Annotated in this window: 17 protein-coding genes; 2 read left to right on the top strand and 15 right to left on the bottom strand. The window is 41.0% G+C overall.

Going from position 1 to position 20,918, the window contains the following annotated elements; all coding sequences use genetic code 11:
* Positions 1–43: 43 nt before the first annotated feature.
* The 9 genes from dapD to ORH16_RS06605 form a co-directional block, all read right to left on the bottom strand.
* The gene (gene dapD, locus ORH16_RS06645; protein ID WP_265457346.1) at positions 44–745 is read right to left on the bottom strand and encodes a 2,3,4,5-tetrahydropyridine-2,6-dicarboxylate N-acetyltransferase; all 702 of its coding nucleotides are present in this window, start codon (positions 743–745) and stop codon (positions 44–46) included.
* Positions 746–825: 80 nt separating this feature from the next.
* Positions 826–1,317 (bottom strand): cyclic-di-AMP-binding protein CbpB, encoded by a 492-nt coding sequence (gene cbpB, locus ORH16_RS06640; protein WP_265457344.1) that lies wholly within the window; start codon positions 1,315–1,317, stop codon positions 826–828.
* Positions 1,318–1,389: 72 nt separating this feature from the next.
* The gene (locus tag ORH16_RS06635) at positions 1,390–1,902 is read right to left on the bottom strand and encodes a metallophosphoesterase (RefSeq protein WP_265457342.1); all 513 of its coding nucleotides are present in this window, start codon (positions 1,900–1,902) and stop codon (positions 1,390–1,392) included.
* A 26-nt stretch (positions 1,903–1,928) separates the two neighbouring features.
* Positions 1,929–3,272 (bottom strand): ribonuclease PH, encoded by a 1,344-nt coding sequence (gene rph / locus ORH16_RS06630; RefSeq protein WP_265457340.1) that lies wholly within the window; start codon positions 3,270–3,272, stop codon positions 1,929–1,931.
* 17 nt (positions 3,273–3,289) lie between these two features.
* Complete coding sequence (racE, locus tag ORH16_RS06625; protein ID WP_265457338.1) at positions 3,290–4,102, bottom strand: glutamate racemase; 813 nt, start codon at positions 4,100–4,102, stop codon at positions 3,290–3,292.
* 229 nt (positions 4,103–4,331) lie between these two features.
* Positions 4,332–4,988, bottom strand: a complete 657-nt coding sequence (locus ORH16_RS06620) for an amino acid ABC transporter permease (protein WP_265457336.1) — start codon at positions 4,986–4,988, stop codon at positions 4,332–4,334.
* A 15-nt stretch (positions 4,989–5,003) separates the two neighbouring features.
* Complete coding sequence (locus ORH16_RS06615; protein ID WP_265457334.1) at positions 5,004–5,651, bottom strand: amino acid ABC transporter permease; 648 nt, start codon at positions 5,649–5,651, stop codon at positions 5,004–5,006.
* Positions 5,652–5,702: 51 nt separating this feature from the next.
* The gene (locus tag ORH16_RS06610; protein ID WP_265457333.1) at positions 5,703–6,521 is read right to left on the bottom strand and encodes a transporter substrate-binding domain-containing protein; all 819 of its coding nucleotides are present in this window, start codon (positions 6,519–6,521) and stop codon (positions 5,703–5,705) included.
* 10 nt (positions 6,522–6,531) lie between these two features.
* A complete protein-coding gene (locus ORH16_RS06605) occupies positions 6,532–7,275 on the bottom strand; it encodes an amino acid ABC transporter ATP-binding protein (protein ID WP_265457332.1) in 744 nt (247 codons plus the stop codon).
* A gap of 263 nt (positions 7,276–7,538) precedes the next feature.
* Between ORH16_RS06605 and trpS the strand changes: the two genes are divergently transcribed.
* A complete protein-coding gene (trpS, locus tag ORH16_RS06600) occupies positions 7,539–8,546 on the top strand; it encodes a tryptophan--tRNA ligase (protein WP_265457330.1) in 1,008 nt (335 codons plus the stop codon).
* Between the two features lie 58 nt (positions 8,547–8,604).
* Here trpS and ORH16_RS06595 read toward each other — a convergent pair whose 3' ends face one another.
* Entirely contained in the window at positions 8,605–9,123 is a 519-nt protein-coding gene (locus tag ORH16_RS06595) for an NUDIX hydrolase (RefSeq protein WP_265457328.1), read from the bottom strand.
* Positions 9,124–9,174: 51 nt separating this feature from the next.
* Between ORH16_RS06595 and ORH16_RS06590 the strand changes: the two genes are divergently transcribed.
* Positions 9,175–9,393 (top strand): hypothetical protein, encoded by a 219-nt coding sequence (locus ORH16_RS06590; protein ID WP_265457326.1) that lies wholly within the window; start codon positions 9,175–9,177, stop codon positions 9,391–9,393.
* Between the two features lie 33 nt (positions 9,394–9,426).
* Here ORH16_RS06590 and pheT read toward each other — a convergent pair whose 3' ends face one another.
* The 5 genes from pheT to ORH16_RS06565 form a co-directional block, all read right to left on the bottom strand.
* Positions 9,427–11,847 (bottom strand): phenylalanine--tRNA ligase subunit beta, encoded by a 2,421-nt coding sequence (pheT, locus tag ORH16_RS06585; protein ID WP_265457325.1) that lies wholly within the window; start codon positions 11,845–11,847, stop codon positions 9,427–9,429.
* Between the two features lie 5 nt (positions 11,848–11,852).
* On the bottom strand, positions 11,853–12,905 hold the full coding sequence (gene pheS, locus ORH16_RS06580; RefSeq protein WP_265457323.1) for a phenylalanine--tRNA ligase subunit alpha: 1,053 nt from the start codon (positions 12,903–12,905) through the stop codon (positions 11,853–11,855).
* Between the two features lie 296 nt (positions 12,906–13,201).
* Positions 13,202–13,546 carry a winged helix-turn-helix transcriptional regulator gene (locus tag ORH16_RS06575; protein ID WP_265457322.1) on the bottom strand — a complete coding sequence of 115 codons (345 nt, stop codon included), beginning with the start codon at positions 13,544–13,546 and terminating at the stop codon, positions 13,202–13,204.
* Between the two features lie 58 nt (positions 13,547–13,604).
* Positions 13,605–17,387: a helicase-exonuclease AddAB subunit AddA gene (addA, locus tag ORH16_RS06570; RefSeq protein ID WP_265457320.1), complete on the bottom strand. Its 3,783-nt coding sequence runs from the start codon at positions 17,385–17,387 to the stop codon at positions 13,605–13,607.
* On the bottom strand, positions 17,380–20,916 hold the full coding sequence (locus ORH16_RS06565) for a PD-(D/E)XK nuclease family protein (RefSeq protein WP_265457318.1): 3,537 nt from the start codon (positions 20,914–20,916) through the stop codon (positions 17,380–17,382). The genes addA and ORH16_RS06565 overlap by 8 nt, the downstream gene beginning before the upstream one ends.
* Positions 20,917–20,918 lie beyond the last annotated feature (2 nt).

The following is a 20,918-nucleotide window of genomic DNA, read 5'->3' as shown; positions in this document are numbered from 1 at the left end:
CCTTCGTTCGTCGGCCATTTCAGATTTATCTTTGTTAAATAAATTATAGTTTGCGTAACTCTTCCATCATGTTTGTCTTGCCTTTGGTTTTTTCATCAATGTCTTTAATTTTGCGGGCTGGAATGCCGGCGACTACTGTGTTTGGTGCAACATCGTCAACCACGATAGCGCCAGCGGCCACAACAGCTCCTTCACCCACTCTAATGCCTTCTAAAATAACGGCATTGGCACCAACTAAAACATTGTCTTCAATCACAACAGGATCAGCTGAAGGTGGTTCAATGACCCCAGCTAAGACAGCTCCTGCTCCGATGTGGCAATTTTTGCCAACAGTTGCGCGACCGCCAAGAATCGCTCCCATATCAATCATTGTTCCCGCACCGATAACCGCACCGATATTAATGACAGCTCCCATCATGATCACCGCATTGTCGCCGATTTCTACTTGATCGCGAATAAAAGCGCCTGGTTCAATCCGGGCATTGATTTCTTTTAAATCCAACATTGGAATGGCTGAGTTACGCGCATCATTTTCCACAACAAAGTCATCGATGGCATCAGCATGTTCATCTAAAAACGGTTTAATATCTGCCCATTCACCAAATAAAGTTCCCATTTTACAGCTAGCAAAAGCTTGAATCGTTTCGGGAAATTCAAGCTCCTTCAAACGGCCTTTCAAAGTAACTTTCACTGGTGTTTTTTTCTTGGCATCACCAATATATTTTATAATTTCATAAGCGTCCAACTAAACATCCTCCTCTTGATTGATACTGTTCTAGCATATCAAACTCGCCGCTAAAAGCCAATTTATTTCGTAGCTGCGCATCAAATTACTTTGGTCGCAGTTTCTTCTGTCCGAGGAATCAAAACATTGCGTTTTTCCATCAAATGCAAGGTCCGATTGACAGCTTTTAAAATTTCTTTTCGGGTGATAATTCCTTTGAAAATTCGATCTTCATCTACCACCGGTAAAAAAGAAGCATCTACTAACAAATGCAGCACATCTTCTAAATCCCAATTTTCTTGGACGACGGGAACGCCGACTTCCATCACATCTGCCACTGTGCATTGCTCTAGAGCTTCCACGTTGATGGCATTTAAGTCTAACATTTTTTCAACAATGTCAGATAAACTGACTAAGCCGACAAAGCGATCACCTTTGCCCAAAACCGGAATCTTGCTGTATTTTACCTGTGAGAGGACTAATAAAGCGTGGGTTAAAGGGTTCGTATACATCACATTTGCGACATTTTCCGCTGGAATCATAAAATCCTCTTGACCCTCTAGCATTAAATCTTTTACAGTTGCTCCAATCATTTTGCTGCTCCCTTCAAATCTATCACGTTGACTGTACCGTAAAAATATGAATTAAACGTTAATAATCTGCAATTATTTTTTAAAAACAAAGTGTAAATCCGGTACCATTTGATGATTGCGGCGATAATATTGAACTTCATCTTGAGTCGGAGTGCTTTCAATAATCGCATAGGACTGAATTTGAATCGGTCCCCGGGGTTGTGAGATACTGCCAGGATTTAAAAATAAAATGCCTTGATGTTTCTCACAGCCAATTTGATGGGTGTGACCAAACAGAGCGATCGTCGCCTGATTTTCCTGCGCTTCATAGGTTAAATGATTCAAGCCGAAGCGGACATTGCTTAAATGTCCGTGAGTCATATAGACACGATCAGCACCGGTATCGACTAACCGACGGTCGGGAAATTCCGGATCAAAGTCACAATTTCCCTTGACTACATAAAAAGTTTGCCATAATTCATCATTCGGGGCTAACTCGGAGTCGCCGCAATGAAAAAAATAGTCGACTTTACCTGCATATTGATTTTTTAAATCTACTAAAACATCACGATCGCCGTGGTTGTCGCTGACTACTAAATATTTCATAACCTCTCCTTGTCACACATTAATAATTATTCCGTTTCCTCTAACCAATTTTGCCAGATTTTTGCCAATTTGGCTACCGCTTGTCCCCGATGACTGACTTGATTTTTTTGTTCATCAGATAATTCTGCAGCCGTTTTATCGTATTCCGGCAGATAAAATAAAGGATCGTAACCAAAGCCGTTTTCTCCTCGAGGAATTCGCCCGATTACCCCCGGCCACTCTGCTTCAACGACTAAACTTTTTTTATAGGGCGCTGCAAAAACCAGCGTGCAATGAAATTGAGCCGTCCGTTTTTCATCTGGAACCTCAGTTAATTCATGCAATAATTTGGCGTTATTTCCCGCATCAGTTGCCTGCAGTCCAGAAAAACGGGCCGAATAAATGCCGGGCATCCCATCAAGCGCATCGACCTTTAAGCCGGAATCATCGGCTAGTACTGGTTGCTGCAAAATCTGGGCAATTGTTTCCGCCTTTAAGCGGGCATTTTCTTCAAAAGTTTGCCCGGTTTCAGCGACATCTGGCAGCTCAGGATAATCCAATAAGGTTTTGATTTGATAGCCAGCTTGACTAAATAAATTTGCAAATTCCTTGGCCTTGCCGGGATTTCTAGTAGCAATCACAATCGTTTTATCGACCGCAGCTTCTTGATGGTCAGTAAAGAGGGCTTCCTTTTGCAAAGTAATTAGTTCTTGAATCGCTTGCTTTCCGTAAAAAAGCATTGTGTTTAAATCCTCACCAGAAAAAGTTGCTTCTTCACCGGTTCCTTGAATCTCAACAAATTCACCGGCTTCCGTCATCACCAGATTCATATCGACTTTAGCAGCAGAATCCTCTATGTAATCTAAATCGGTCACACAGCTGCCGTCTGGTAAAATACCGACACTGACAGCTGCCAAATGTTCCTTGATGGGATTTTCTTTTAACTCGCCTCTAACAATTAATTTTGTAATCGCCAAAGACAAAGCAATAAAAGCCCCAGTGATGCTGGCGGTCCGAGTTCCTCCGTCAGCTTGCACCACATCACAGTCAACAACAATACTGCGCTCACCAAGCTTTTCTAAATCGACCACCGCCCGTAAAGAACGAGCAATTAAACGTTGGATTTCCATCGTTCGTCCGCTGAGTTTGCCTTTATTGGCTTCCCGCCGATTTCTTGTATTGGTAGCTCTCGGTAACATTGAGTATTCAGCAGTGACCCAACCGCTACCCGCCCCTTTTAAAAAGGGTGGCACATTTTCTTCCACGGTAGCTGAGCAAATCACCTCGGTATCACCAAAGGAAATAACTACCGAACCTTCTGGATGTTTGTAGACATTGGTTTTAATTTGTATTGGGCGCAGTTGATTCACTGCTCTACCATCGTGACGCATGCGTTTCCTCCTAAAAATTATTTGCTATTCAATTTTGCATGTTGTGCTTTTTCTTGATAATTTGTTAGCCAGCCTTGAGCAATTGCATCAAATAATTGCGGAGAGCTGGTGGTGTAAAATTCTTTTGTCGGCTGTGGGTTTTCTGGTCCGTTGGCGATGTCAAAATAATCTAATAGCATGCTGACCTCGCCGACAGTTTCCGCACCTGAGTCTATCAGATGCACGCCGCTGCCCATAACATTTTGAATGACTGGCCGCAGCAACGGATAGTGAGTACAGCCTAAAATTAAAGTGTCCAGCCGTTTTTTTTGAAGTGGCATGAGGGTTTCTGAGACAATTTTTTTGGCAACGGAAGAGGCATATTCATTACTCTCCACAATTGGCACAAACTTGGGGCAGGCTAAACTTTCTACAAAAACCTGTGGGGATTTATTTTTTAAAGCTCGTTTATAGGAATCACTTTTGATTGTGCCCTGGGTGCCGATAATTCCGATTCGTTGGCTGCCGGTGGATTTTAGCGCTGCCCTTGTTCCCGGCAAAATTACCCCCACCACAGGAATCGAAAGCTGGGCCTTGATTTCTTCCAAGGCAACGGCGGTCGCAGTATTACAAGCAATCACCAGCATCTTTATATCCTTCTGCAATAAAAAATTAGTCATCTCCCAAGTAAACTGAATCACTTGTTCTGCGGGTCTCGGACCATAAGGACAGCGGGCCGTGTCCCCTAAATAAATAATATTTTCATAAGGCAATTGCTTCATGGCCTCTTTAGCGACTGTCAAGCCGCCGACACCAGAGTCAATGAAGCCGATTGGTTTTGGATTTAACAAAAGAATCCATCCTTTTACTAGTTAAAATTAAAACAATACAATATATTCTCGCTTTTTTAGACAACTTTTTCAAGTTTTTTTCCTCTCCCTTAGGAAAGTTTAATAAGCCTTCTATGCATTCCCTTTTTCCAGCAAACAAATTCCTTCTATAATAAATACAGGATATAAATTTTTTTTATTTTTTTCCGCAAAAAAGCAACCTGCCAAATGGCAAGCTGCTGAAAATTTTTTAATAACTGTATTTGCGTCTTTCTAAATAATTTGACAGTAAAGAAAGGGCGTAACAGATAATAAAGTATAAAACAGTTAAGGCTACATACATTGGCAAAACATAGCTGGAATCCTGCCCGTAAATAATCCGAGCATTGTGGGTCACTTCCGGCAGTGAAATAATGATTGCCAAAGAGGTATCTTTAATTAAAGAAATCAGCTGGCTGACGATTGCCGGCACCATTGATTTAATTGCCTGCGGTAAAATAATCTGCCACATCGTCTGCGGATAGGTTAAGCCAGTGGAAAGACCGGCTTCCATCTGTCCTTTCGGTACCGCATTTAAACCAGCACGGAAAATTTCCGAGAGCATTGCAGATTCGAAAATCGTCAATGCCGCAACCGCTGACCAAAAAATATCAAATTGAATTCCGATTTGCGGTAAAGCAAAATAAGTAAAGAAGATAATTAAGAGCAACGGTAAATTCCGAATCACATCGATGATAACCCCTAATATTTTAGATAAGAAGGGAATCTCAGAAAAACGTAAAATGCCGGTGATGCCGCCAATCAGCAAGCTCAGTACCATAGAAATCAGAGAGACTTCGACTGTAACTAATAGGCCGTCCAATAAAAAGCGAATATTAATCCATGAAAATGCTTCAAAAAATGCCATGTGGTCTCCCCCTTTCTAGCCGGTCACTGCCCAGCGTCTTTCTAAATATTTCATTAAATAAGATAGCGGCAAAGTAATGACCAAGTAAAAAATACCAACGATGATATAAGTGTTAAAGGTATCAAACGTCGCACTGGCTACTAAGTCTCCTTGATACATGATATCTAAGCCAGCCACCATCGCTAAGATGGAAGAATTTTTTACTAGATTGATAAACTGATTGCCTAATGGTGGGACAACAATTTTAAAGGCTTGCGGCATGACGATATAGCGCATCGTCTGCACGTAAGTCAAACCAGAAGACAAGCCGGCCTCCATTTGTCCGGTTGGTACAGTTTGAATTCCTGAACGAATGGTTTCGGCGATAAAAGCCGAGGTGTACAAAGTCAGCCCGATTGTACCGGCTGTAAATCCATCCACTGTGAACCAATATAACGGCACCACCACGTAAAAGAACATGGCAATAATTAATAAGGGAATATTTCTAAAAAATTCCACGTAAGCTTTGGCTAAGCCTTTGACTAATCGGTTGTTAGATAGCTGTAAAATCGCCATCAATGTCCCGATAATTAAGCTGAAAATCAAGGCAAGAATACTAGATAACAAAGTGTATTTAAACCCTTCAAAAAAGCTTGAACTATATGTTTGAAAAAGCTCTAACATATTTTCCCTCCTCTACAGATTGCTGAAATTTAAAACTCGATGATTTACTGATTAGCTTGCGACACTACCATCTTCATTATCAGGGAACCATTTTGAATAAATTTCTTCATAGGTTCCATCGGCGACCATATCAGCTAACGCATCATCAACGGCATTTAGAAAATCTTCTTGCCCTTTGTTGATGGCAATCCCGTAAGGCTCATCGGTAAAGGTTCCACCGACTAGTTGATAATCAGGATTTTCTTGGGCCAAACCAAGTAAAATTGCATTATCAGTGGTCATGGCATCCCCTTGACCAGCCTGCAGCGCTGTAAAACATTCTGAATAATTTTCCAGCTCTAAAACATTGGCCTCAGGAGCAGCTTCCCGAATGTTATCAGCAGAAGTGGACCCTTTTACAACTAAGACTGTCGTATCAGAATTAAGATCTGCGATACTTGAAATGCTGCTGCCATTTTTGACTAATAAAGATTGACCAGCGCTAAAATACACATCAGAAAAATCAACCTGCTGCCGGCGTTCTTCAGTAATCGTCATCGTGGCAATAATCGCATCGATATTTCCATTTTTTAATAAAGGAATCCGGGTTTTGGATGTTACTTCGACAAAAGTTGCTTGCCCATCATCTCCGAGAATTTCTTTGGTCAAGGCTTTCGCGATATCAATATCAAAGCCTTCAACTTGATTGTCAGCAATATTATAAAGTCCAAATAAATTGGTATCGTACTTGACACCCCAAACAATTTCATTGTCACTTTCGGCAGCCGATAAGATATTCTGGTCGGCCACAGAGCTTGCGCCACAGCCGCTTAAAAATAAGGCTAAGCCAGCAAGCAGACCTAAAGGCAGCCATTTTTTTATTTTTTTCATACAATACCTCCTAATGATTGATTACTTTACTGATGAACTGTTTCGCCCGTTCGTCTTTAGGATTTGCAAAGAAATCTTCCACATCGCGACTTTCTTCTAAAACTTGTCCGTCCGCCATAAAAATAACCCGGTCCGCCACTTCTTTGGCGAAGCCCATTTCATGGGTGACGACAATCATCGACATCCCTTCGCCGTCTTTGGCTAATTTTTTCATAACGTTCAAAACGTCACCAATCATTTCCGGATCTAATGCTGAGGTTGGTTCATCAAACAAAAGCATTTCTGGGTTCATCGCTAAACCACGGGCAATCGCCACCCGCTGTTGCTGACCACCAGAAAGCATGGAAGGGTAAGAATCTTTTTTATCCAGCATATCTACCCGCTTCAAGAATTTTTCAGCTGTTTTTTCAGCTGTTGCCTGATCTTGTTTTAAAACCTTCATTGGCGCTAAAGTAATGTTTTCCAAAACCGTCTTATTAGGATACAAATTGAAATGCTGAAAGACCATTCCAATATTTTTACGAATTTCGGTTAACTTGACGGACTTGTCATGAAGATTGACATCGTTGATTAACAGCTCACCTTCTGTAATCATTTCCAAGCCATTGATACAACGCAGCATGGTACTCTTACCAGAGCCGGATGGTCCAATGACAACCACAACTTCACCCTTTTCAAAACTCAAATTAATATTTTTCAACGCGTGAAACTTCCCATAATATTTCTCAACGTTCTTAAATTCAATCATGGCCATGCGATTCGCTCCTTTGTATAATTTGTTGTTAAAAAATCTAACATGAAAATATGTGCAGGTTTTATTATAAACTAATGAGAAAGGAATTGTAAAGTACTTAAAACTTGAAAAATTGAATTTTTTTTCAAAAATCGCCACTTTTTCAGAAAAAAATTCGATATTATTTCATACTTTTCACCCTAGCAACTTGATAATCTTGTAGTTTAGCAAAAAAAAAGGTACTATAGAGGGGAAACTTTTTAACGAATTAAATGAGGTGCACGATGACAAACATTATTTTAACCGGCGACCGCCCCACTGGTCGTTTACATTTAGGCCATTATGTTGGTTCTTTAAAAACACGAGTTGAGATGCAAGCTGATCCGATGAATAAATTATTCATTATGGTGGCGGATATGCAGGCCTTGACTGATAATGCCAAGAATCCTGAAAAAATTCGGACCAATTTAACCGAAGTCGCTTTGGATTATTTAGCAGTTGGCTTAGATCCCAGCAAGACAACTATTTTTGTCCAATCACAAATTCCTGAGCTTTCTGAATTAACCATGTATTATTTAAATTTGGTGAGTGTTGGCCGTGTGCGGCGCAACCCGACCGTTAAAGCGGAAATTGAACAAAAGAAATTCGGCGAGAGTGTTCCGACTGGCTTCTTTATTTATCCGGTATCACAGGCAGCGGATATCACAGCTTTTAAAGCCAATCTAGTGCCTGTTGGCGAAGATCAAAAGCCAATGCTAGAACAAACGCAAGAGATTGTTCACAGCTTTAACAATACTTATGGTGAAGTCCTAGTTGAACCAAAAGCTGTCCTACCGCCAAAAAATATGGGCCGCCTGCCGGGGATTGATGGCAACGGCAAGATGAGTAAATCTTTAGGCAATGGGATTTATTTAGCCGATACAGCTGATGTTGTTCAAAAGAAAGTTATGAGCATGTATACGGACCCCAATCACATTCATGTGGAAGACCCTGGACAAGTAGAAGGCAACATGGTCTTTACCTACTTAGATGTTTTTGGTCAAGATAAAGAAAAAATTGCAGAGCTGAAAGAGCATTACCGTCGTGGCGGTTTAGGAGATGTCAAAATCAAACGTTATTTGATTGATGTTTTAGAAGCGGAGTTAGCGCCGATTCGCACTCGTCGAGAAGAATATGCAAAAGACTTGGGTGAGGTTTTAAATATTTTACAAGCCGGCAGCCAGTCTGCTGAAAAGGTTGCGGCAGCGACCTTATCTGAAGTAAAAAAAGCGATGGGCATTGCCTATTTCTAAAAAAAATTTTGAGGTGACAGTATTTAATCAAACATTAAATACTGTCACCTCATTTTTTTTATTTTTCCAAATGTTCACCAGTGTTGCGATAGAAATCAAAAATGCTTTTACCATAGATATAAGGAATAAATGTGCCATTTTCTAAAAGCGTCAGATACTCGGCTTCATCAACCCAACGGGCATCTATGACTTCAGATTCCTGTAAAACAAGCGCTTCAAGAGGGATATCTTTCGTAATAAAATAAATTTCATCCCAGCCTTCGTGAAAGGCAAAAGTCATTCGACTAGCTACATTTTTAAGCTGAACGGTAATTCCCATCTCTTCAAATAGTTCCCGCTCAGCCGCTTGATAAAGCTCTTCGCCAAAGTCAACTGCCCCGCTGGCTGTGAAATCCCAATAATTTGGCCAAGCAAATTTATTTTCTTTGCGCTTTTGAATTAGCAATTGTCCCGCTGAATTAAAAACCAAGACTGTCACTACAAAACGATAGTCATTTTTCGTCATTGGGGTATCCCGTAGATGATATTTTTCGATTGTTTTCTTTTGGACATTGTAAACAGACATTTTTTCCGGCATACTATTACTCCCTTACTGAAAATTTTTACTACAAGAAAGGATACCGAAAAAATGACGGACTATCAACTAACAGATTATCAAGCAGCAAAAAAATCGCTCACGTCAACCCTTCATAAAATCGAGCAAGCGTTGCTTTCTCTAGAGGAAAAGCAACGAGCTGGTAAAAATCTTAAAGCTCAGATTACATTGTCAAAAGAGCGCATAAAAGCTTTAAAACTAGCCCTTTACTTAATTGAAAAAGAATTAATCCGGAGCCAAAAAAATCTGTGAGTGTCAGAATTTCTAACACTCACAGATTTCTTCTTAGCGAATTTCGACGGCAAATTGATCGATTAAGCTTTTAGTAATTTTTTCCATAGCTGCATTAATTTCTTCGTCGGTTAGCGTCGCTTCGTGATTGACAAAGGTCAAGCTGTAGGCCAACGACTTCTTGCCGGCTTCAATATTTTCCCCTTGATAGACATCGAATAGGTCAACATTCGTTAAGAAGCGACCGCCAAATTCACCAATCGTTGCGACAATATCACCACTAGCAACCGTCTCGGGAACCAACAGTGCAATATCGCGGCTAACAGAAGGATATTTTGAGACTTCTTGGTAGACTAATGGCGCTTTTTCAACAGCCAATAGAGCCTGCAAATCAAGTTCAGCAACATAAGTTTCTTTAATATCATAAGTCTTAGCGATTGCTGGATGGACTTGGCCGATAAAACCAACAACTTGATTATCAAAGACAATTTCTGCTGCTCTGCCGGGATGCATTTCCTTAATGGCAGTCGTTTGGACAAATGAAATTTGCTCAGCTAAGCCTAGCTCCTCTAAAAGAGTTTCGACAATCCCCTTCAACAGATAGAAATCAACTTTCTGTCCTGCAGTTTGCCAATCTTTATCCGTCCAATTTCCACTGATTGCCAGACCTAAATGTTTTACTTCTTGAGGCAAATCTTTTAACGGATCATGTTCTTGGAAGAAGACACGACCAATTTCATACAGCGCAATATTATTATTTTTGCGGGCACTGTTATACGCCACATCATCCAGTAAGCCGCTGATTAAATTTTGCCGCAGAACTGAGCGCTCTTCACTCATCGGCCAGTCTAAACGGGTTAATTTTGTTGGCTGAACGGTAAATTCTACGGATTTTTCCGCCGTTGTTAAAGCGTAACTGATGGCTTCACTCAGACCACTGCCTTCTAAAATGCCACGAATTTGACGAGTCACCCGTTGTTCAGCAGTCAGACTGCCGGCAACTGTTTCTCCGCTTGGCAAGGTGGATGGCAAGTTGTCGTAGCCATAAATTCTGGCAACTTCTTCAATGATATCCGCTTCAATGGTAATGTCCCAGCGTCTTGGTGGAATGGTAATTGAGTAATTCCCTTCAACTACTTCATAACCAAAGCCTAAAGCTGATAAAATTTCATTGACCTGCTCCTCGGTTAAATCGGTTCCCAAAGACCGATTGATTTTAGCTAAAGTAATGCCGACTAAAGCATCCTCTGGAATAATTTTGGAACCTTCTACAGCACCAGCTAAAACTTGACCGCCGGCTAATTTAGCAATCATTGCGGCTGCCACATCACAGGCCTCTGCAATAGTCCCTTGATTAATCCCTTTTTCAAAACGAGTGGAAGATTCACTGCGCAAATTAAATTGCTGAGACGTTTTGCGAATGGAGACACTGTCAAACATAGCAGCTTCTAGGGCAACCGTTGTAGTCCCCTGATCAATTTCTGAATCCAAGCCCCCCATTACACCCGCTAAGGCAACGGGTTTTGAACCATTAGTGATGACAATATTTTCTGTTGTTAAACTTCTTTCAACGTCATCTAGCGTAGTTAATTTTTCTGCCGGTTCTGCCCGACGCACTAAAATTTCTTGGCTGCCTAATTTATTGTAGTCAAAGGCATGGAGCGGTTGGCCAAACAATAACAAGATATAATTGGTGATATCCACGACATTATTAATAGGTCGAATCCCTTCGTTCATCAAACGGTTTTGTAACCATTGAGGACTTGGGGCAATTTTAACATTTTCAATTACGCGAATTTGATACGCAGGTGCATCTGCTGTATCCGCCACGGTAATTTTAATTTTATCGCTGGCCTTTTCGGTCGCTTCAACTAAAACTTCATCATTAAAGACTGGCGTTTGACGATAGATGGCACCAACCTCATAGGCAACGCCACGAATGCTTAAAGCATCTGCTCGGTTAGGTGTAATCGACAAATCAATGATGGAATCATCCATTTCTAAGTAAGAAAAGACTTCAGTACCGACTTCAGCATCTTGTGGTAAATAATAAATGCCATCAGCGAATTCTTTAGGAATGACGCTGTCTGAATAGCCCAGCTCCTGTAAAGAACAAATCATGCCGTTAGAAACTTGGCCCCGCATCTTACCTTTTTTAATTTTTACATTGCCGGCAATCCGAGAGTTTGGTAACGCCACGATGACTTTGATGCCAACTTTAACATTCGGTGCCCCGCAGACAATCTGTGATAATTCTGCTTCACCGATATCGACTTGGCAGATTGAAAGATGATCTGAATCAGGATGTGGAATACATTCTTTAACCTCACCGACGACAATTTTCTTCAATCCTTCAGCTGGTAATTCCACGCCTTCTACTTCAATGCCGGTTAACGACATTTGCGTTTCTAAATCTTTTGCGGAAATATTGCTTAAATCCAAATATTCCCCTAACCATTTATATGAAACTAACATTTAGTCTATTCCCCCTTGAACTGTTCTAAGAAACGTAAATCGTTTTGATAAAAATAGCGAATATCATTGACGCCGTAGCGCAGCATCGCTACCCGGTCTGGTCCTAAGCCAAAGGCAAAACCAGAATAAACTTCTGGGTCAATGCCTGACATTTGTAGCACATCAGGATGAACCATGCCTGCCCCTAGAATTTCAATCCAACCGGTATATTTACAAACATTACAACCAGCACCACCACATTTGAAACAAGAAACATCTGTTTCAACAGAAGGTTCGGTAAAAGGAAAATAACTTGGTCGCAGCCGAATTTTGCGATCGGCGCCGAACATTTTTTTCATCACCACTTCAAGAGTGCCTTTTAAGTCCCCCATCGTAATGTTTTTGTCGACAACTAAGCCTTCAATTTGGTGGAATTGATGACTATGGGTGGCATCATCGGTATCACGGCGAAAAACTTTTCCTGGAGAAATCATCCGTAGAGCACCTTTAGAAAAATCGTGTTTTTCCATCGTCCGTGCTTGAACGGGGGAAGTGTGGGTCCGAATTAAAATTTCATCAGAAATATAAAAAGTATCCTGCATGTCTCGAGCGGGATGATTTTTCGGGAGATTCATCCGCTCAAAATTATAATGGTCGCTCTCCACTTCAAAGCCTTCTACTACTTGATAGCCCATGCCGACGAAAATATCTTCAATCTCTTCCATCGTTTGCGTCAAGATATGACGGGTACCTTGTTTGACTTGCGCTCCTGGCAAGGTGACATCCAAAGTTTCCTTTGCCAGCGCTTCATTTAAAGCATCAGCTTCTAAATCAGTTTTGCGAGCTTCAATCGCTGCGGTAATTTCATCACGAATAACGTTGGCAAAACTACCAACTTTCGGACGATCTTCAGCGGATAAATCCTTCATCCCTCTTAAGACCTCAGTAATCGGGCCTTTTTTTCCTAAGATTTCCACCCGAATCTGATTTAAACTGTTTAAATCAGTTACGGCGGCAACCTTCGCCAATGTTTCATTCCGCAACGTTTCTAAAGTTGCTTGGGTTTTTGCTAATGACATGTTTCTCCTCCTATTTTCAAGTGCCAAAAATAAAAAACACGAGAATTCATTCCAACTAAGGAACGAGCTCTCGTGTTACCATCCTAATTCACAAAAAAATCTTTGCGCACTCAATTTTTTTAACGGTCTGACCGGTCTAAAAGACAAACTCCGGAAGTGAACTTCATTTTTCGACAACTCAACCTGCTTACAGTCAGTGACAGGTTTTCCCTTTTCAGCGTCAGCCAAACTACTCTTTTCCATCAACGTTTTTATTTATTCAATTGACAACAGTGTACTAAACTTACTCGAGAAAATCAACTGCATTCTGCATCAGTCAGCCATTTATCCCCCCATTGGTGGATTTGTGTCATGGCCAAACGCAAGTCTGCGCCTTTTTTCGTCAATAAATACTCGCTGCGATTATTTTCTTTACAGGAAACTTCTCGGGTAACGATGCCTTCACGTTCCAACTCTTTCAAGCGTTCAACTAAAAGACGATCGCTGACTTGAGGAATTTTGCCGGCAATGTCAACAAATCTTTGCGGCCCATTATCCAATAAGACTTCGATAATTAAACCGTTCCACTTTTTGCCAAGAATTGAAAAAGTTTTTTCAAACTTGGGACAGATTGCGTAATTAGAAATTTGTACTTGCTCCATTCTTATCACCTCGTTAAGTGATTATAGCACATTACTTACATTTTGTAAGTGAGAATGCCTAGCTCTTTGCGTCGATGTCAATCACTTTACCAGATTCTAACAAAATAAGAAAGATTTTACTGACCGGCAGCTTCTCCGCCTGACTTAAAGCCTGCTGATACAAACGCAATTGACCTTGGTGTCGTTGGACAACTTCTTGAAGTTCCACGGCATCTTCAGGATTTTTTAAATGATCCGTTTTGAAATCATAAAGATAAATTTCACTTTCTAAGGTGATGTAGCCATCAATGATACCGTGAATCAAGACTTGATCGGCTTCTATGGGATAATCTGCAAAAATATCATCAGCTTTTTTCAGCATTGAAAAAGGTTGCTCTCTTTTAACATTATCAGAATGGGCCAATAAAAATTGGCCAAAGTCTTGCTCGAAAAATTCTAAAATCGCTGAAACGTTAATTTTTTTCGCAACGGCTGCTTCAAAATTATTGGCTGCCACCAAGCGCTCAATTAAAGCCTCAACGGTTTCGACTGTCGGTTTTTGGTCTAGCGGTAAAAGTTGCAATACACGGTGAGTCGCCGTTCCGACAACTGCGGCTGTCGGTTCTACCTCTGTTGCTAAAAAATTCGGAACAGCCAAATCATCTGCTACATAGCGATGACGCTTCATCGCTTTTTCCTGACTGCTCTCCCACAAAAGTTTTTCAGAGCCAGTGTTGTCAGGATCGTCAAAGACCCGTTTTATTTCAGAAACAGATTGGTAGCTAGTAGTTTCAGTGGCTTCTTTAAAAGGATAACTAAAATTTAAAATTTTCTCTGCTCGATCAACAAATTCCTGTGTCGCAGGCTGCTGACTGACAGAAACCTCGATATCAGCCGCTTGTTTTTCTAGCTGCTGATAGCTGTGTTGTAAATCAGTTTCCGTATACCAATGAATGCTAAAGTGACTAGGATACTTAGCTAAGGCTGGTAAAATCGCTTCTTGCTCGGTAAAATTTTTAATATCCGGATGGCGAATTAAAGACCAACCTAACCAGTCCATAAAACTGCGGGAGGTTTGCATCCTTAAACTTGTGGGTAAAACCAACGTATTATCGGCTGATTTTTCCGCCATCTGCCACGTCTTCAACATTTCTTCTTGATTTTTGTAAGAGCCGACTAAAAAAAGTTTCTGCTCCGCACGGGTCAAGGCAACATATAGCTTACGCAACTCTTCTGAGAGTAACTTGCGAGTTTTCAATTGGCGAATGCCATTATACGGCAGCGTTTGTTTGCGCACACGGGAAATCTGGTCGAGATATTTTATGCCAATACCAGATTTTTCATCAAAAATATAATTGGCTTGTGTGTCCGCCATATTAAAGCGTTTTGACATATCCATCAAAAAGACAATTGGAAATTCTAAACCTTTACTCGCATGGATGGTCATGACTCGCACGGCGTTGCCACTGCCTTTAGCAATCGGTTCTGCCAAATCCTTATCTTTTTCCTGCATCTTTTCAATAAAGCGGATAAATTGATACAGCCCACGATAACTGCTGTTCTCATAATCTTTGGCTCGATCCGCTAAAGCCAACAAATTAGCATAGCGCTGGTCACCAGCTGGCAAGCCTAAAACATATTCTGGATAAGCTGTCTCTTGGTAAACCTGCCAAATTAGTTGAGCAATATTGCGGCGACGCACTAGATTGCGCCAGCTATTCAATTGATCGAGAAACTCTGTCACCTTTTGCAATAAAGGACCTGTTGTGCTGTAAGCTAAGACTGCTTCGTAAAAGCTGCCATTTTTATTAGCAATTCTGATTTCTGCCAGTTCCTGCTCGTTTAAACCGACCATCGGCGAACGAAGAATCGCCGCTAGCGGAATATCTTGATAAGGATTGTCAATAATTTGCAGCAGCGAAATCATCGTGCGGACCTCTGTCGCTTGGAAATAATTTTCCGCATCGTTGACTTCAACAGGAATGCCCAAGCGTTTAAAAGTATCCATAATCGCAATATTATTTTTCTTTGTTGGTGTTAATAAGACGATGTCGCGATATTCTGCTGGTCGTTCTGCTTTGGTATCTTTGTCGTAAAGTAAAAATTGATTATCAATCAGCTCACGAATTTTTAAGCCCGTCATTAACAGCTCGCCATCGGTCTTATCCTCCAACAGTAGTTCATTGATTGCACCGCTGTCGCCAATCAACTGGTCAATAACGTCTGCTTCGTCACTATTTTCCTTTGCTTTTTCATACAGCAGCAGCTCCGGTTGAAAAACCTCTTTTTGGGGGAACTGCCCGAAGCCGGCTACCAATTTAGCTGCTTCATCATAAGCAATCTGCCCCACCTGTTTGTCCATCAGCTGTTCAAAAATTAAATTGGTAAAATCAATGACTTCCTTGCGGGAGCGAAAATTATCCGGCAGCACAATTAGGCGACCATCAGAATTTCCGGTCTCTTTAAACTGTTCAAATTTACCAATAAATAAAGTCGGATCAGCCAAGCGGAAAGAATAAATCGATTGTTTGACGTCTCCCACCATAAATAAATTTCCCGGCTGATTTTTGGGATTGGTTAAGCGGCGAATAATCGCTTCTTGTAGGCCATTAGTATCTTGATATTCATCCACTAAAACCTCTGAAAATTTGTGTCGATAATATTCTTGGGCTTCTTTGATGCCTTTAGTATTTTCAGTTTGCAAAATTTGCAGGGTCAAATGCTCTAAATCATTGAAATCTAAGACGCCCTTTTGTCGTTTTGCTAGAGCATAACTTTCCATAAAGGCTTGTCCGACACCAATTAATTCTTCAATTAAAGGACGGGACAAACCAATCAAGCGATTGATTTCAGCCGGTAAATAAGGCAGAAAATCTTCTCTGATTGCCGCTAATCTTTTCTTTGCAGCGTTACGGGCTTCCCTAATCTCTGTAACTGTTGCTTTTAATTCTTCATCTCTGATTGACGGAAAACGCAAAGCTAAATCAGGATGGTCGAACAAGGCATAGGCAGCTTCAAAATCTTGCGCTTTTAAAGCTGACAAAATTGCTTGGCAAATTGCTTGGCTGCCAAGCATCACAGGAATAATTTTTGCCAACCCTTCTGTAGCCTCAGCCGTCAGCTTCAATTGCTCAAAAAGCTCTGCCTCCGCTGCAACCATTTCCATCATCAAAGGCAGCATTTCTTCGGAGAACAATTTAGATTTTTTTAAGCCCTCTTCTTCCGGATAATTATCCAAAAGTTTTGACAGCCAAGCCTCCGGATCGGGATTGGCTCTGGCAAATTCATATAACCGATAAACTAAATCAGTCAGACCATCATCACTGCGGTCGTTGGAAAAATTAGCCGTCAGCTCATAGAAAGCAGCCGGTACGCCCTCCGTATCGTCATAAAATTTTTCCCGCAGCGCTTCCCAAACATCTTCTTTCAGCAACAGCGTTTCAGTCTGATCTGTCAACATTCGAAAGACTGGATCTAAATCAATCAAATAGTAAAAGCGGCGAATCACCGTCAAACAAAAGGCGTGCAAAGTCGAGATATTGGCAGCCGGTAATTTGACCAATTGTTCCGTCAACATTTGCCGTTCTGTCACTGAAATTTCCGGTAGATTAATTGTTTTTCGCAACTCTTTTTGAATCCGCTCCTTCATCTCACGAGCGGCGGCCTCGGTAAAGGTCACAATTAACAGCTCATCAATTTTGACGCCTTTTTTCAGCTTTTCAATCACCCGCTCAACTAATATGCGGGTTTTACCAGAACCTGCTGAGGCTGAGACTAGAATATTTGTGCCACTGTCGTAAATGGCATCCCATTGCGGCTGAGTGAACATCACGTCGGTTGGTTTTTCTGGAATGTTACTCATGCTCTTCACCTCCAATGCGTCTTAAAACTTCTTCTTTTGATAATTTTTCCAAACGATGGTAATCGTTCCCCTTCATCAACACATCGAAATTGCAGACACTTCTAAACGGGCAAAAATTACAGGCCAAAGGATTTTTATTAATGTAGGCTGGATTTAGGGCGATTTCCCCGGATAAAATGCGATTTCCGGCGGTTTTCATATTATCTTCGTTGTGCTTACGCAATAAATTCAGCTCATCTTCGGTATAAAATTTATTTTGTGAACGGCCAGGGCTATATAAATCTTTGGCATTTTTACTCACTGGAAAGACGTTAGAGGTTTCCGATTTTTCTAAATCAGGCGCCATTTGCTCTAACACTTCAGGGTCGTTCACAAACAGGCCGTCATACTTAAAGGCGGTCATCGTTTCTTTGACGACATCCTGATCGTTTTTCAATTCAGGATTTCTGACGTGAAGATAATAAGCCCCCGCCGGTTTAATATCTTCCTTACCGACTAGTTTTACAGCATTCATCAAAGCGACATCTAAATAAGTCAGCAATTGCATCGTTAATCCGTAATAGGCTTTCCAAATTTCAAAGCTGTGCTTACTGGATTTATAATCGACAACACTAAGAAATGTCTGTTTACTCTCTGGAGCGGTCGCAACATCAATCCGGTCGATAATTCCACGAACTGCTAGTTTACCCTGATGATTTAGTTGGATTTCTTTGCCGGCAATGCCTTCCTTGCCAAGATTGCTGCCAAAAAGTAATTCTGTTTGCATCGGCGATAGTCCAGTAGCTTGACTCTGCCGCTTTAAGGCCCAGCTGACCTTATGAATTGTCTGTTTCAATTGATAACGAATATATTTCATCCGATTGCTTTCATTCAAAATATTAAAGCGGGCTTCGCCTAACACTTTAAGTAAGACTTGCTCCGTTAAATTTTGCACCTCTTCGTCACTGATAGTCGCAAGACTGACCTGCATTTGAATGACTTCTTGTAGAAAACGGTCCAATGCATCGTGGAAAAAATCACCAGTGGCTGCTGGAGACAAGCCATAAATGTCCCGCTCTTTTAAAGCCAAACCATAGGTAGCAAAATATTTATATTCGCAGTTGAAAAAGTTTTCTAAACGGGACACGGAAACCTTTAACTGATTGCCATAAATCGCTTCGACTAACTCAGCTGACAAAGGTACAACCTGATTTGCATAGTCCAAACTTTTAAAAGTTTTTTCAGTGGTAGCCGCTAATGCTGAGCGCTGCAGTAAATTTTTCAGCACCTGCCATTTTTGTGGCAGGTGAGCCTTTTTATCTTCTGTTAAGTCTGCATCAATCGACAAGCGTTGCAAATAAGTTAAATCCCCCAGCAAACTGCGATAGGTTCCCAGATGTTTATCAGCCGCTGCCTCCAAAGAAATGCCCTGTGCCAGCTCAAAATCCAAACCGAAATAATTGGCAATATTTTCCACATAGGGCGAAACCTGCAAATTTTTGTCGGTATCTTGGTTGCCGGCATAGCTTAAATACAATTCCTCTGTTGCTGAAAGAAAAACGAGATAAGCGGTAAAAGGCTCCCGATTCATTCCCTGCGTGGTGGCATCAAATAAATATTTTTGCTGGGTATCCTCAGCAAATAAATGATTGATAAACACTTTATCCTCTGAGCTTAACAGTCCGGTCATTTCAATTTTTTGCGGAAACACTTGATTGTTCAACCCAACGGCAAAAGTAATTTTTGCCTGATTAGGTCGAGCCAATTCTAAATTATTGATGCGCACTTGGTCTAGGGTGCTGGGAATCATACCATAATTCGCATTTTCCATGCCAGCCTCTAAAATTTCTTGAAAGACTTCCCATTCAAAGACCTCAGTCCCATAAATCGAAACATATTCTTCTAGCAGATGAACCAGTGTATTCCAGGTCTGCTCATGATTTCTGGCAGCTTCTAGATTGCCTTGATTTATTTCTTCGCTGCGCCATTCTAAAAGGCGCTGCTTAACGCCGCTTGTTGCCAAAAAATTAAACAGCTGGGCGGCTGCTTCTTGACCGGTCTGGCTATTTTCTAAATTAGCAAAAAAATCAAGGAGCTGTTGACGAAGAAAATTGCGAACAAAATTGGCTTTTTGTTCCTCTGGTTTAATATCTTCCTCTTGGCCTTCCTCAAAATCATAGGCGTACAGGTGCCAATCCTGTTCATTTTTCCAGCTATAGCCTTGAAAATTATAGGCCAGCGCAATATTTTCTGTTATATCTACCAGATCACGAAAACGATTGGCATAACTAAAGTTTTCATTATCAAAAGGAATTTCCTCTGGCACTAATAATTCAGTGCGTAAAAGTCGCATGATATCATTCAAACGGAAATCATAAGTTTTGATCGCAAACAGCGCTGATAAAAATTCGACTAAAGGATGCTGCTCCATTTTGACGGACTCGTCCAAATAAACCGGCAGTGCTAGTTCTTTAAAGACTTCGGCAATCAAATTGCCATAGCGGTCTTGATCACGGACTAAAACTTGAATATCTTGGTAGCGATAGCCCTCTTCTATAACCTTTTGACGAATTTTGCGGCCAATCCAGCTAATTTCTTCTTTTAAATTTTCTCCCCGCATTAAATGCAATGCTGAAACTGATTGAGGAGCTGGCGGAATTGCTTGATTACTTTGGCTAGTTTCCCAAAATTTTTGCAGCGCCACTAAATCAGGATGAACCTGGCTTTCGGCTGCAAAGAGATCATTGCCAATCGGCACAGCTTTTTTTCTAGCGAGTTGATAAAGCTGAAAATAAAGTTCGCTGGTATCGTAAAACAAATCAATCTTATCCACTGGTTGATCGTAGCTTTTTTTATCTAACAATAAGCTGACAGTCACCGACGCTTTTTCCATCAATAAGGTAATCAGCTTGATTTCTTTGGCTGAAAAATGCGAAAAGCCGGTAATCAGAAAATGGACTTGACTCAAATCAACTTCCTGCAAATACTCAACCAATTGATCTAACAAATCACCTTTAACCAATTGGGTCTGCCAAATTGTTTCTTCAAAGGCCGCCATAATCAAACTCAAGTCCTGCAGTTTTAATTGCTGGTCGGCTGTCTGGTCATCCGATTGAGCAGCTTTTTTTAAATCTGCAGAGGTCAAATTTCCCTGCAGTAATTCGCGATACAAAGTATACAGCTGACTGATAAAACCAGTTTTATTAATTTCACCACGAAAAACGGTTAACTCCTGTTCATAGGTTGCTAAAATTTTTCGGAAAATCATGCCGCTACTGGATTCGCTCAAATAACTTTGAACAAAATCTGGGGACTGCTGTAGGTAATACCAAGCCAAACGCTGTAGACTAAAGACTTGTAAATTTATGGCTGAAAAATCCTGCTCTTGACCGGCAAATTTTTGTAAAATTTCCCGCTCTTGTTCGAACTTATTAAAGTTAGGTACCAGAAAAAAAACCTGCTGTTGGGCAGCGAGTAAGTCTTTTGCTTCTGAAATCAACGTTTCTCGATGATTTCGACTGCCGGTCCCTAAGATAAATTTTAGACTCATAA

It is taken from the genome of Enterococcus sp. HY326, assembly GCF_026157065.1.
Lineage (GTDB): Bacteria > Bacillota > Bacilli > Lactobacillales > Enterococcaceae > HY326.
This window is presented reverse-complemented; position numbering and strand designations above follow the sequence as displayed.

Bases quoted from the DNA above. Each gene is read 5' to 3' on its own strand.
- ORH16_RS06590 (WP_265457326.1), top strand. From the start codon at position 9,175: ATGACGGACTATCAACTAACAGATTATCAAGCAGCAAAAAAATCGCTC.
- pheS (WP_265457323.1), bottom strand. From the start codon at position 12,905: ATGTCATTAGCAAAAACCCAAGCAACTTTAGAAACGTTGCGGAATGAA.
- ORH16_RS06565 (WP_265457318.1), bottom strand. From the start codon at position 20,916: ATGAGTCTAAAATTTATCTTAGGGACCGGCAGTCGAAATCATCGAGAA.
- ORH16_RS06615 (WP_265457334.1), bottom strand. From the start codon at position 5,651: ATGTTAGAGCTTTTTCAAACATATAGTTCAAGCTTTTTTGAAGGGTTT.
- ORH16_RS06635 (WP_265457342.1), bottom strand. From the start codon at position 1,902: ATGAAATATTTAGTAGTCAGCGACAACCACGGCGATCGTGATGTTTTA.
- ORH16_RS06610 (WP_265457333.1), bottom strand. From the start codon at position 6,521: ATGAAAAAAATAAAAAAATGGCTGCCTTTAGGTCTGCTTGCTGGCTTA.
- ORH16_RS06620 (WP_265457336.1), bottom strand. From the start codon at position 4,988: ATGGCATTTTTTGAAGCATTTTCATGGATTAATATTCGCTTTTTATTG.
- ORH16_RS06575 (WP_265457322.1), bottom strand. From the start codon at position 13,546: ATGGAGCAAGTACAAATTTCTAATTACGCAATCTGTCCCAAGTTTGAA.
- pheT (WP_265457325.1), bottom strand. From the start codon at position 11,847: ATGTTAGTTTCATATAAATGGTTAGGGGAATATTTGGATTTAAGCAAT.
- rph (WP_265457340.1), bottom strand. From the start codon at position 3,272: ATGCGTCACGATGGTAGAGCAGTGAATCAACTGCGCCCAATACAAATT.
- trpS (WP_265457330.1), top strand. From the start codon at position 7,539: ATGACAAACATTATTTTAACCGGCGACCGCCCCACTGGTCGTTTACAT.
- ORH16_RS06605 (WP_265457332.1), bottom strand. From the start codon at position 7,275: ATGGCCATGATTGAATTTAAGAACGTTGAGAAATATTATGGGAAGTTT.
- ORH16_RS06595 (WP_265457328.1), bottom strand. From the start codon at position 9,123: ATGCCGGAAAAAATGTCTGTTTACAATGTCCAAAAGAAAACAATCGAA.
- addA (WP_265457320.1), bottom strand. From the start codon at position 17,387: ATGAGTAACATTCCAGAAAAACCAACCGACGTGATGTTCACTCAGCCG.
- cbpB (WP_265457344.1), bottom strand. From the start codon at position 1,317: ATGATTGGAGCAACTGTAAAAGATTTAATGCTAGAGGGTCAAGAGGAT.